Consider the following 13,066-nt stretch of genomic DNA (forward strand, 5'->3'; position numbering starts at 1 on the left):
CCTTATGAAATATTTATTTATAACCGCCTTAATGGTGGTAATGGGCATTGCCATGCCTCTGATCGGACACGCTCAGAGCGGTATGGCCGAAAATATCGGAAGTCTGCAAAACGTATTAGACCAACTGTACAATGAGATGATCCCCTTGTGCAGTCAGCTGATCGGTGTCGGCCGCGGCATAGCAGGTTTTGCCGCAACCTGGTATATCGCTTCCCGCATTTGGCGACATATTGCCAACGCAGAACCGGTGGACTTTTATCCTTTATTCAGGCCTTTCGTTTTGGGTTTTTGTGTTCTGATCTTTCCCTCTGTGCTGGTGCTTATCAATGGAATTTTAAAGCCGACTGTATCCGGGACCAGTGCTATGGTTAAAAATACGGATCAGGCGGTTGCTGCATTATTGCTGGAAAAGGAAAAAAAGGTAAAGGAATCAGAAACCTGGAAAATGTATGTAGGGGAAAATAAGGAAGGTGATAAAGACCGGTGGTACCGATACACCCATGGAAATGAAGATCCCTCCAGCCAGAATGTTTTTGAATCCATCGGCAGCGATATGCAGTTTTTCTTTGAAAAAGCCTCTTATAATTTCCGCAATACGGTAAAACAGTGGATGTCTGAAATCCTTCAGATCCTCTTCCAGGCAGCAGCATTATGTATCAATACCCTGCGGACTTTCCAGCTGATTGTACTTGCAATACTTGGGCCGCTTGTGTTTGGTCTTGCCGTTTTTGATGGTTTCCAGCATACCCTCACCAGCTGGATCGCCCGGTATATGAATGTGTTTTTGTGGCTGCCCGTGGCCAACATTTTCGGGGCCATAATCGGAAAAATACAAGAGCAGATGCTCAAACTGGATTTAAGTCAGATTCAGCAGACCGGGGATACCTTTTTCAGCTCCACCGATCTCGGCTATCTGGTATTTATGATCATCGGCATAATTGGCTATTTCACGGTTCCCTCAGTGGCCAATTCCATTGTAAATGCAGGAGGTGCCGGTGCCATGCTGCAGAAGGTAACCAACCTGGCCGTGGTGTCGACAAGCAGCATGGGCAATTATGGTGCTCAGAAAACCGCGAGCGCCGCCGGTGCTATCGGGAATTTTCGTAACGATATGGGACGGGGTTATGAAGGCGCCAGCGCTGAAGGTAAATCGGGAGCAGTTGGAACTGCCATTGGAAGGACGGGGGCCTACATGGCTGATAAACTCAGTGGATCACCTGCACCGAAAGAATAAAATAATTTTTGAACAGTGAAGATAAAATGTGAAAATGATGTTCAGCAAAACAAAAAATATAGATACTGCTTTCCGGCAGACACGCAGCTTTTTTATAATAGCGCTTGGTATTATACTTGTATTGGGCGCTTACTGGTCCTTTACCTGTTACCGTATTGTGACCAAAGCGCAAAGCAGGATCTACGTGCTGGCCAATGGCAAGGCACTTGAAGCCTATGGGTCGGAACGGAAGGATAATGTTCCGGTAGAAGCCCGGGACCACATCCGCACCTTCCACCAGTTCTTTTTCAGCCTGGCCCCTGATGAAAAGGCTATAGTATCCAGCGTGACCAAAGCTTTGTACCTGGCGGACGAATCTGCTAAGAAACAATATGACAACTTGAAGGAAGGCAATTACTATAGCAGTGTCATCTCAGGGAATGTAAGCCAAAGCATTCTCGTGGACAGTATTTCTGTCAATACAGATAGCTATCCTTTAGCTTTCCGCTTCTATGGCAAACAGGAAATCATAAGACCTTCCACAACAACGCTGCGCTCCCTGATCACAGAAGGCTATTTAAGGAACGTCACCAGGAGTGATAATAATCCTCACGGATTCCTGATCGAGAAATGGCACACCTTAGAAAACAAAGATCTGACCACCCAAAGCCGATAATCATGTTTAAGACTGGAAAAAGAAAAAAACAGCTTACTCCCGGTGGGGAAAGGCTTGTACTCCTGCTTGCCAGGAAACTGGAACAGGTACAACAGGGATGGACCAGGGTTATGAACAATGTGTTCAATGGCATGGGTTTAAAAAGCCGGTGGATAGCACTGATCTGCTTTATGATATTGATGGTTGCGCTATCGGGATATGTATCCATCTCAGCCTTGACCAACGATATAAAAGCCGCCCCGGCCAATTATTCCATTAAAGTTCCCCAGACTTCAGGGATTTACAGGGAAGAGCATAGGGATGGTGTACCGGATAAGGTCTACGGACGTATTCATGGATTTCGAATGTCCCTGGACAGCATGGGCAATACTGCCGAAGGGCGCGTCAAAAGGGACAGCCTGGTGCGCTCCAGGCCAGGACTCATGGACAGCCTGGTAACGATAGAAAAGTATTATCAACAATTAAAAAACCCATAATTATGGAAAATCAAACACAACCGTTAAGCGAAAAACCAAAAAAGTTCCTGCTCATGGCGCCGGTACTGGTGCTGCCTTTTCTAACCCTGTTCTTTTGGGCAATGGGTGGTGGAAAGACGGAGCAGGTAGCAGCAACAGAAGTGAGTATGGGCATCAATAACAAGTTGCCCGATGCCCGGCTGAAGGAAGAAAAAGGACTGGATAAAATGGCCTTTTATGACCAGGCTGCCAAAGATTCCCTTAAAGCAGTTGATCAGTCGGGCAATCCCGGTAACGCACAGGCGCTTGGCAAAGATTCGGGCGCTGTTGGACTTTCGTTTCCAGCTCCGATAAGTACAGGGTCTTCAATTACGATGAACACCAGCCCGTATGCTGGCGGCGGATACAATGATCCGAATGAAATGAGGATCAATCAAAGGCTGCAGCAGTTGGACCAATTGCTGAATCAGCAGCAAATGGCTTCAGCGCCACAAAATAAAAACCTTAACCCTGCACCTGCCGGTGACAATGAGTCGCTGCAACGGCTGGAAAAGATGATGCAACAGATGCAGGGAAGCAGCCCGGATGAAGATGCAGAAACACAGCAATTGGATGGGATGCTCGAAAAGGTGCTCGATCTCCAATACCCTGAGCGCGTCCAGGAAAAGATCAGGAAGTCATCTGAACTGCATAAAGGGCAGGTATTTGCTGTAGGGCTTCCCGGCAAACGGCAATTTGTTTCCTCGCTGGAAGGACCGAAAAATGCTCATGTTAAGACTGGATCAGAGGGTAACGGTTTTTTCTCTACAGAAGAACAGCCGGATTCAGAAATCGATCAGAATGCAATAGATGCGGTGGTTTCCGAGAATCAAACCTTAGTCAATGGATCAACTGTAAAGTTGCGCCTTCTCGATGACATCTATATCAATGGTAAACTGATACCGAAGAACAATTTTATTTATGGCACTGCAGCGCTCAACGGGGAAAGGCTGGCGATTAAAATTGACGGCATCCGTTTTAAAAAATCCTTATTTCCGGTTGCACTCAGCGTAATAGATATCGATGGTATCGACGGTATCTATATACCCGGTGCTATTGCCAGAGAAGTTGCCAAAGAATCTACAGACAGGGCCATCCAGGATGTAAACTTCGGCTCGATGAGCCCTTCCATTGGTGTTCAGGCCGCTGGTGCTGGTGTGGAGGCAGCCAAATCACTCTTCAGTAAAAAGGTAAGGCTTATTAAAGTTACCCTTAAAGCCGGCTATAAAGTATTGCTCCGTGACGAGAAACAAAAACAGGGCAACCAATAAAATCAATTTATTTAATCTTTAAAAACAACGATGATGAAAAAGATCAGTGTAGTATGGATATCGTTAGTTATCCTTTTAGATTTAAATGTACAGGCAATGGCCCAGTCCCTTGTAAGTGTACAGCAAAATACAATTCAGGCTTTGCCATTACTGGTTACTTATTCAAAAACCACGAACCTGCTTTTTCCCTATGCCATTAAAAGTGTGGACAAAGGGAGTAAAGATGTGTTGGTCCAGGTTGCAAAGGGTGTTGAAAACCTTCTGCAAGTAAAAGCTGCCAAACAGGGTTTTTCGGAAACCAATCTGACCGTGGTTACTGCAGATGGCAAGCTCTATTCCTATGTGCTGAATTATTCAGACCAGCCTCCGGTATTAAATATTAAGGTGGGAAGTAATAAAAATTATCCCGGAGCAGATGCTTTGTTTACCTACAGGAGCGATAACGAGGCCAGAGTATATGATATAACTGAGCAGCTCAGCAGTAAAATGCCGCTCATCAAAAATATCAAAGCCCACGACTACGATCTTGATTTTACCGTAGATGGAATTTACATTAAAGACGACAAGCTGTATTTCCAGTTCGGTGTTACCAATAACTCTAATATTGATTACAATGTAGATGCATTACGCCTATTTATTGTCGATAAAAAGAAGTCCAAACGCACCGCCTCCCAGGAAATAGAGCTCCAGCCTATAGAGCAGGTCGGAAATACCGAAATCATTAGGGGTAAGTCCCATCAGAATTTTGTGATCACGCTATCCAAATTCACCATTCCGGATAAAAAATTCCTTTCCATCAGGTTAATGGAACAGGGAGGAGGAAGGCATCTGCAATTAAAGGTCGAAAACAAACACATCCTTGCATCCAGCAAAATCGAGTAATGGTTTGACTACTCATTAAAGGAATCAAGAAAAGAATTATCCACTAAGTAAAATTTAAAAAAATGGAAGAGCATAAAATAGCAAGACTGGGAAAGCAGCTTTTATATACGGGCTTAGGCGATCTGCCACAAGAAGAACTTCGAAAAAATATTAAAGATGCAGTAAAAGAAGGGAAACCTGACTTTACAATGGAGCTGCAGAAAAAATACGGCAATGATGAGGTTACTGCAAAACCTTATCTCCGGAAGCACAAAGAAGACTTTTATTTTAATTCATATGAAGTAGCAGTCAAAAAAGAAAATGGCGAAATGATCAGGATGAAGATCCAGGTCAAAAACCCCGATCCTGTATTTATAAAGAACGAACAGAAGCCGGAGTGGATCAATAGTACGGTTACGCTTAAGGAGGCCTATAACATGGCCTGCGGAAGGGCTGTCAATAACAACTTCGTCAAAGTAGACAACGACGATGAGTTAAAAAACCAAAAGTACAACGCATGGCAGGTTTTGGATTTTAAAAACCCGAATGAAGATGGCACTTATCCTATAAAAAAGATCTACGGTTTTGATATGAAAGCTGAGCTGGATCAGTATCCTTTCAAAGAGCTGCAAAATGAGCAGTATGCTAAAGAGTTTGTGGATTCACTTTACAGAGGAAATCTTCAGAGTGCAACTTATGAGCATCCGGATGGCACAGCTGAAAAGATGTTTGTAAAAGCCAACCCAGCATTTAAAACCCTTGACCTGTATGATGCCAATATGAACCCCATTAGCCTGAACATGAAAAAGCAACAGTCCGCTGGAAAGGATTTGCAGCAATCGGAAAGCCAGGTAGCAGAGGTTCCGGATGATGAAAAGAAAGCTAAAAATACTGCTTCCAAAAAGAATGATGATGGCGGAGAACCATCAGATGATGATGAGGGCCCCAAGAAGAAAAATAAAGTAAGGAAGTCCGGCCCTAAAGTTTGAGCAACCAACTGATGTAAGCAACCACTATGGAAAATTTACTGGAGAAAGAATTAAAGAAATGGCAGAGTAGAGCGCATCGCTATGCAAGCGAAGGGATCTTTTCAGAAAAGGTGCTTAATAGTCCTTTGTTTATTAAGGAACAAATAGCCAGTTTGGACAGGATCAGTTTAAAATTTAACAGGTTAAGCGAAGATGATCTTATCCAAATGAAATTATTGAAACAGGAAAGAAGAAATCTGGAGCAAATCCTGTATCCCAATGCACTTGTCAGGATCATAGCCAGGATCATTAATTCATTTAAATTCCAGAAAGAGGAAGCCAGGGTTAGCAAATCAAAACAAATGGTGGCACAGGACGTGAGAACATCCATGGCGAAAACCGGCTTCGGAAATTCCATTGCTGAGGCGGAAACAAAAATGAAGGAGGGGAAAGAATTTTCCCTTCCTGTTTCCTTCTATGTCAACGAACGGGACAGGATGGATTTTCAGTTGCAATTTAAGAAAGACGAAGATCAAAATTTTATTTTCCGGCAGTATAAGGCAACACTTTTTAACGAGCAGACAAAAGAAAAAAAAGAACATTTTTTTAAAGTGGAACCTGGTTATATGTTCAATAGCGAAGAAGCTTTTCACCTGCTTTCAGAAAGAGCTGTCTATATCAGTCATCCCGTAAACGGCTGGCAGGCACTTGATTTTACGGATAAAGATGCTGACGGTAATTATAGGGTTAAATCGTTCCCCGACCAGTATAGCCATTTTAATCTTGAAGAAGCGTTGTTGAAGCTTCCATTTAAAGATGAAGCCAAATTGGACCTTGAGGATTGTAAGAAACGTTTACAAAAAGGTGAAAGGGTGGAGTTCGAGGTGATAATCCAAAATGTATCTCAAATTTTTTCACTTCAGGTAAATCCACAGAAAAAGGAGATTGAAGTTTATAATGCCGCTAACGAAAAGATTTCACCTTATGAACTGAATCCACGAAAACATATTCAGAATACAAAAGAGTCCCAGGACCAGAATAAAAGTCAATCACAGGTACAGAAAAGTAATAGAAAGAATGGACATGCAATCAAGTCTTAAAATGGAAAAAGGAAATATTCTTTCCGACTTTTTAGATAAGATATCGGATGACCCACGTATTTGTATCGCGCATTTGGGATTATTCGCTGTGCTTTTTAAAAAATGGTCGGAACAGGGAGGTGAGGGTGTGCTGAAAATTTTTGCAGCGCAGGCAATGGTACACGCCAAAATATCGAGCAGTAATACGTACCACCGGTTGATACGGGAATTAGATGAGTATGGTTACCTCAGATATGAGCCATCCTTTTATAAAAGAAAGGCTAGTCAGGTGCATTTCATTTTTGGCGATATTAATAAAGAGAACATAGGACTACTAGAATTTAAATCTAAATAGGATGGATAATGTAAGTTTTGAAACCCTGCCGAAAGTGGTGCAGGAGATAAGAGATAAGTTAATTAAGATAGAATCATTGTTTCAAAATTTGAAATCTTTCCCAGAGGCTGAAGATGGTTTTCTAAATATTACTGAAGCAGCTAAGTTTTTGGAATTAACTGAATCAACTTTGTATGGAAAAGTTTGCAGAATGGAAATTCCTGTAAACAAAAAAGGTAAAAGACTTTATTTTGAAAAAACTGTCTTAAAGGAATGGGTACTGTCAGGTAAACGAAAAACGAAGGATGACATATCAGAAATGGTAAGGGGTAATTTAAAACCGGGTATGCGTTTTTAATGAGATTTTTGAGGAATAAATGTTTTAATATAATTCTTTAATGCAGTCATTTTCGCACAAGAACCAATTTCTAAAATGAAAGGTTGAAGATTATAATTTCAATTGCAAATAAAATCGAGAGATTTATAGTTTAATTTCGCATTAGCATTTCGTTTCTTATAAATGTATACAGAAGAGGATTTTTTGAACTTCGCAAATGGAGAAGGTGGGTTGATTGATGCGATGGATATGTCTACCAATAATTCCATTACGGCTAAGAATGTAGAGCGGAAGTTCAAAGAGCTGACGGAGATGCTTCATTATGCATATGAGGAAGAAGCACGTGATTGGATCGCTTCATTAAGACTGGTTTGGATTAATAACAGTGCTATTAATGCAGTAGCTTTTCCGACAACAAATTGCTGTTATATAGCTTTGTACATGGGGGTTGTTGAAAGATTAAAATTGGTTTTTTTTTCTACGTTGTTACATCCTTTTCCCTTTAGTGAGTTATTTCAAGACCTGGTTTGGTCAAAGGAGATTTCTTGGGATCATCTAACACAGTTCATCATTGATACAGTAACCGGGGATAATTTACCGAGTGAAACCATTTTGCAAATAGAAAGAGAAATTGATTTGCCATCATATTGCGAGCATAAATCAATTGCTTTGGAGTTATATGATTTGTCTGTTGATTTTATTTTGATCCATGAGATTCAGCATTTCTGGCTTGGACATATTTATGCACTTAGTGATTCGCATGGGATGTTTATCACTGAGGCACCGATTAATAAGCAATCATTCAATGAATATAGTTTGAGAAGAATGATGGAAGTTCATGCTGATATATATGCTTCAAGGCACGCCTTTATGCTTATCCAATTTCTTGATGGTCATGATCAATCCAAAGCTGCTCAAAAATGGTGGGTTTCAATAGCAATATTTTTCATGGCTTTAGAGCCTAATCCCGTCCAATATTCACTTTGGAACATGGAGCAATACCCGCACCCGCATCTCAGGTTAGCTTCGCTGTTTAATTATAGTCAGGTGGAGGTGCAGCGCTTAGGATTCTCAGATGAAGAAGCATCAGCTAACTTTAAAAAGTGGGTAAACGTGTTAACCAGGATCGAAGCGCTAACCAAAGGAAAGGTGATTTTTCCTTTTATGCAGATGATTAACTCTAAAGACTATTTCGATAGTGAGATAAACGGTTGGACAAATAAACTTAAATCCGAAATTGATGATTTAGAAAAAAGCAAAAGTATTATGATTGAGCACTTCAGAACTATTTCCTAGTTTCTAGAAATCAGCTAATTGGAGTTCTATATCATATACCTTTTTTAAAATGTGATGAGTTGCAAGCACAACATAATTCCATGCCTTTCCAAACTTTTCTTGGTCTAATTTATCAAACCTGTTAACGATTTTCATAAAACGATCCCTCGCAGTTGGGTAGTCATTCTGATTTTCCATTGGCATTATTAACTCTCTGCAATGTAAAAGTGCATAGAATCCTGATAGCCCTAAAAACAGTCTGAACTTTGCATCCTGGCCATGTTTCCTAATTAGTCCTGTTATGTATTTGAGCGCAAATAAATCTGCTTCGTATTCCATTTCTTTATAATAAACCGTATCAATGTGACCCAAAAACAAATGTCCAAGTTCATGCATGGATATATAAGGCATAAATGAGGCGCCGAAAGCATAATGTAGATTCATAGAAGCCTCAGGCTCCAATTTGATTTTCATCAATACCGGACTTTCTCCTTTAATCAAACAAAAGCAAGATAGAAATGCTGCGACCACTTCCATATTTTCTGCCCTACTATGAATGTCCGCAATCTTCCTTAGCCTACTTGTGTGATAATTATCTTCGCTTTCTAAAATAACATATCCTATTGTCTCCAAAAAGTTTTCAGTGACGGCAAATAGTAAGTAATTGAAATGAAGAATGGGTAGCGGTAGCGTTGATTTTCCAGCCCTTAGGTATGCATTAAAATCAAGTTCAAAACTATATAGCGATGGTATTTGGAATAGAAAATCATAGTAATCATCAGCAGTATCCAGCCTTTCAATTGGATAGGGAAGGTGAGGGAGTAGTTTTAAAAGATGCTGATTTTCGGATGGAATAATATCCTCATAGTACTCGTTGAATGTGTCTATGATATGTGTCTTTAGGTATAATTCCTGAGCGAAAATTTTAGCACTATAATCGTCAATATCTTTGACGGCTGTAAGCAAATGTGAATAGAGCGGTTCAATAGAATCTTTCTGAAAATATTCTATCATTTCTTCCTGTCCACGTTTCATAAACGGATAAAGTATTTCTATCAATTCATGAACTGAAATATTCATGAACATGGCAAGATCTTCCACGGTAGCTAGCCTGATTTCATGAATTGCATTTATGTATTCTGATTCATAAAAAGCTTTAACAATATCTATTATCCTGTCCACGTTCATGAGTTTGTGAAGTTAATTTTTATATTCTTCGATTGTCTTAAATTTTTGAATGCTGCTAATTTCTTCTGCTGTTGGGCTGTTTTCAAGACGCCGAGGTGCCATCCCTAATCCTCTGTTTGCCCCAGGTCTTTTTAAGGTAGCAACGGTAAGTCCATACCGTATATCCAGTGAATAATCTTCTGAGCTCATGTATAGTTCGCCTGAGACATTTAGTCCCATTGTACCGCCTTTGGCCTTTACATCAAACTTTTTAAACTTTTTTCTTATCACATATTTTTGGACATATCCTATAACGACAAAAATATTTTCGATTGATTGATCCTGAAAAAGATCTTCATTGTTGTTCTTCCAGTTCCTAAGACCTTCATCCCAAACAGCGGTTCTGTCTACCAGTCCGGTCGCTTGATCAAAAACTATTAGGCTAAATGTGGATTGAGCGTCCATTTCTGCCGACAAATAATTTAGAAATCCTACCTCTAAACTTAGTTTTTGATCTACGATTACAGATTGCCTTTTTATTGGTTCCTTAAGGTGAGAGTTAGCATCTATGGGTGTATTTAGCACCTTGGTTGGACAGTTTTCCAATACATGGTCTTTGCCATCTTCAGAAATGCGATATTGAAAAACATTTCCTAACAATGCGTCTGGATTTCCCGAATATTGATCGAAAGATAGATATACGGTAGAATCAATAGCCCCTAAAATACTTTTTGCGTCTGAAGCAGTAGGTACATTTCCTTTATCGGATACGAAATCGTTCATTGATTCGTTGATGTGTTCATTACTTGGTTTTCCCATTTTTTTGATGTTTGAGTTTATTTTTTCGGCTGGGATATTTATCCAACCGATTTTTAATTGACATTATTTAGCGCAGGTTAATTTTAATGCTTGTTAGATAGCAATAGCTCAAGTATTGATATTTTAATTACCGAAGTTTCCCTTAATAACTGTAGCATCTTAAAATAACAAAGAAGATTGAATTCTTCCAAAAAAATCTGATAGATATGGAAATATGGCAAATGAAAAGATTGAGAATGGTCCGAATATCAATTAGTTGGTTTTTTCCTCATCGACAGGTGTAAATTTCATGAACTTTTTATTTGTTGCCTTAGGATTTTTAGAAATTGCTTTTTGCATTACAATTTTTGTTAGGAAAGATTTTATATTATGCAGAAAATGTTCATTTAGACTTGATGAAGTGATGACATAGGAATAGTAGTGATCAGGTTCATACTTTGTTCGGCCCCTACTGTCTACATCATCAAATTTTCCTTCTCTAATTTCATACCATCCTGGAGGCAGAGCCGCCAGACTTTTCCAAACTTTTTCATTTTTTTGAGCACGTCCATTGAAATGGACAATATTATTCCTGATCGTTTTTAGATGCAAAAGACTAGTCCATTCAGGAGATAATTTTGACCAGTCAATTTTAAATGACTTTTCTAAAAATTTCTTTGCCCTCATGATATCGCTTTCCTCTCGAAGATCACTCATCCTGTAAGCACTTTTAATGTGATCAGCTACAAAGTCACAATGGACTTTTAAATGGTATTCTAACATTGAAAATAAATGTACCAGGAAAGAAGCCCTAAAGCTGTGGGCATGATAGCTTTTTACCATCTGGTAATCTTCCCCAACAGAATCCAAGTACATCTCCTTATGCTGTTCAGATTCCCCACCTTCCACTTTTTGCTTTTCAATCTCTTCATAATGAGCTTCGATTTTTAGAAGCTCATTATGAAGAAACTTTTCCATCATTATGTGATATGAAGATAGTTCTGAAAATGATAAATCAAGTCTGATAGTTCTTAATCGATTGATGTCCATATTTAATAAAAAATTTAGGGAAGGTAGTGATGAAGATTGATGGAACAATTGAGTTTCGATGGTCTTGAATTAGTATATGGGTATTTCGTATTGGCAAAGACTAATGGGATTTAATTATTTTTTTCCAAGTTGTTTTATCGAAAAGAGCTATCCGGCTGTCGTCAACGAACTTAAAGTCAAAACGCTTTGGTGACCAGACTTCGATTTTATATTCGAGATCGTTTTCAACTTCCGATATGGGTAACTGTATAACGGTTTGAAATGTTTTATACTCGTCGGGATAGATGTCATAAACTTTATAAGTCTCTACCTCTTTTTCATCCAGATCTACATCTGAATTAAAAACTGGTGTATCGTATTGTCTGTTCCGTGCTATTTTAATAACAACATAGCAGGTGGCGATATCCTCTTTAATATTTTTGATTTCTAATTTGATTTGAATTTTACCTCCACTGGAATGTTCCGCAATGGTCGAGGCCAATATTGCGAAATGTTTGAAGTTGTGAAGTGCCCATTTTTCATTAAACGCTTTTCCTGCCTCACGTTTAATGGAAAACTCGGGGATGTTTAACTCTTTGAGTACAGAATCGACTGACAGAATATGTTCACATAAAGCAATAGATGCTTCAGCAGCAATCTTTTGATTGTTTTTTTTATTCCTTCCTTTATTTCCATCTGCAAAATCGCATATTCCTTTTGCTATAATCCATTCAATGTTACTTTCATGTGCTGCGGCGAATAATCCTGCACCTTCCATCTCGCCCCCAATTACTCCAACAAATTCATTTACCAAAAGGTCACGGTATTCAACATTATCTATTAGAGATTCTCCTGTTAGTAATTTTCCAAAAATTACTTTTGCAGCTACATCTTTCCGAATGGAGAATTCCCAATCAGCATAAAGGTTTTTGAAGCGGTTAAATAAAATAGCGCCTGCGAAAGGTATGTTGTTTCGATATTCAGTCGCATTTTTAGAAACACGGGCTATATTGTAGGGAATAATTGATTCTGATATAAGGACATCACCGATCTTCTGTTTCTTCTTATCAATACCAAAAGCGATGCCCAGCATGATGACCGCTTTTGTGCCGAATACATTTATTCCATCTTTAACTGTCGATAACGAACCGCCAGGGTTAATGCCACCCATAAGCGTAAGCTGAACATGGGCAACTAAGTAGTTGCCGAACTTACCAATAAAGAAAGTATTGTTTTTATGGAAAAGCCTGATGATACCTTCATCATTGATGGGTTTGAATTTTTCCTGAAAGGAATTTTTTTCAATTTCGGTAGCAGTAACAATCAGGCATTTTACGTTGCCTAAAAGTTCCTGAATTTCGGGCAAATGCTTATTGCAATATTTGTGAGTGGTCATGAGATGAGCGGTAAATAGATGGTTAAGGAAAGGATAGGTCCTTACATCAAATCTAAAAATATCTGAGCTGATTAGCAAGCAAAATATTTTTCAATTATGGAAAATTGGAGGAACTCTTACTATGATATTCTCTTGTAAAACTGAGGCGCTAATTTGCGTGAACAATTT

At 39.4% G+C, this 13,066-nt stretch carries 14 protein-coding genes; 10 read left to right on the forward strand and 4 right to left on the reverse strand.

Going from position 1 to position 13,066, the window contains the following annotated elements; all coding sequences use genetic code 11:
* Positions 1–4 precede the first annotated feature (4 nt).
* From traJ to OQX64_RS04190, 10 genes are all read left to right on the forward strand, one after another.
* Positions 5–1,234, forward strand: a complete 1,230-nt coding sequence (gene traJ / locus OQX64_RS04145) for a conjugative transposon protein TraJ (RefSeq protein ID WP_265817759.1) — start codon at positions 5–7, stop codon at positions 1,232–1,234.
* Positions 1,235–1,271: 37 nt separating this feature from the next.
* On the forward strand, positions 1,272–1,889 hold the full coding sequence (gene traK / locus OQX64_RS04150) for a conjugative transposon protein TraK (RefSeq protein WP_265818289.1): 618 nt from the start codon (positions 1,272–1,274) through the stop codon (positions 1,887–1,889).
* 2 nt (positions 1,890–1,891) lie between these two features.
* Positions 1,892–2,365 carry a hypothetical protein gene (locus OQX64_RS04155; protein ID WP_265817760.1) on the forward strand — a complete coding sequence of 158 codons (474 nt, stop codon included), beginning with the start codon at positions 1,892–1,894 and terminating at the stop codon, positions 2,363–2,365.
* A gap of 2 nt (positions 2,366–2,367) precedes the next feature.
* Positions 2,368–3,654, forward strand: a complete 1,287-nt coding sequence (traM, locus tag OQX64_RS04160; RefSeq protein ID WP_265817761.1) for a conjugative transposon protein TraM — start codon at positions 2,368–2,370, stop codon at positions 3,652–3,654.
* Between the two features lie 30 nt (positions 3,655–3,684).
* Positions 3,685–4,536, forward strand: a complete 852-nt coding sequence (gene traN, locus OQX64_RS04165) for a conjugative transposon protein TraN (protein WP_265817762.1) — start codon at positions 3,685–3,687, stop codon at positions 4,534–4,536.
* Between the two features lie 62 nt (positions 4,537–4,598).
* Positions 4,599–5,504, forward strand: a complete 906-nt coding sequence (locus OQX64_RS04170) for a hypothetical protein (protein WP_265817763.1) — start codon at positions 4,599–4,601, stop codon at positions 5,502–5,504.
* Between the two features lie 26 nt (positions 5,505–5,530).
* Positions 5,531–6,583, forward strand: coding sequence for a hypothetical protein (locus OQX64_RS04175; protein ID WP_265817764.1), 1,053 nt, complete (start codon positions 5,531–5,533; stop codon positions 6,581–6,583).
* A gap of 1 nt (position 6,584) precedes the next feature.
* Positions 6,585–6,917, forward strand: a complete 333-nt coding sequence (locus OQX64_RS04180; protein WP_265817765.1) for a hypothetical protein — start codon at positions 6,585–6,587, stop codon at positions 6,915–6,917.
* A gap of 1 nt (position 6,918) precedes the next feature.
* Positions 6,919–7,254, forward strand: coding sequence for a helix-turn-helix domain-containing protein (locus OQX64_RS04185; RefSeq protein WP_265817766.1), 336 nt, complete (start codon positions 6,919–6,921; stop codon positions 7,252–7,254).
* A gap of 162 nt (positions 7,255–7,416) precedes the next feature.
* Positions 7,417–8,529 carry a hypothetical protein gene (locus OQX64_RS04190; RefSeq protein WP_265817767.1) on the forward strand — a complete coding sequence of 371 codons (1,113 nt, stop codon included), beginning with the start codon at positions 7,417–7,419 and terminating at the stop codon, positions 8,527–8,529.
* 3 nt (positions 8,530–8,532) lie between these two features.
* Here OQX64_RS04190 and OQX64_RS04195 read toward each other — a convergent pair whose 3' ends face one another.
* From OQX64_RS04195 to OQX64_RS04210, 4 genes are all read right to left on the reverse strand, one after another.
* Positions 8,533–9,696 (reverse strand): hypothetical protein, encoded by a 1,164-nt coding sequence (locus tag OQX64_RS04195; protein ID WP_265817768.1) that lies wholly within the window; start codon positions 9,694–9,696, stop codon positions 8,533–8,535.
* Positions 9,697–9,708: 12 nt separating this feature from the next.
* Positions 9,709–10,494: a hypothetical protein gene (locus OQX64_RS04200; RefSeq protein WP_265817769.1), complete on the reverse strand. Its 786-nt coding sequence runs from the start codon at positions 10,492–10,494 to the stop codon at positions 9,709–9,711.
* 252 nt (positions 10,495–10,746) lie between these two features.
* The gene (locus OQX64_RS04205; protein WP_265817770.1) at positions 10,747–11,523 is read right to left on the reverse strand and encodes a hypothetical protein; all 777 of its coding nucleotides are present in this window, start codon (positions 11,521–11,523) and stop codon (positions 10,747–10,749) included.
* Between the two features lie 100 nt (positions 11,524–11,623).
* Positions 11,624–12,898: a hypothetical protein gene (locus OQX64_RS04210; RefSeq protein WP_265817771.1), complete on the reverse strand. Its 1,275-nt coding sequence runs from the start codon at positions 12,896–12,898 to the stop codon at positions 11,624–11,626.
* Positions 12,899–13,066: the final 168 nt, after the last annotated feature.

Source organism: Pedobacter sp. GR22-10 (genome assembly GCF_026239715.1).
Lineage (GTDB): Bacteria > Bacteroidota > Bacteroidia > Sphingobacteriales > Sphingobacteriaceae > Pedobacter.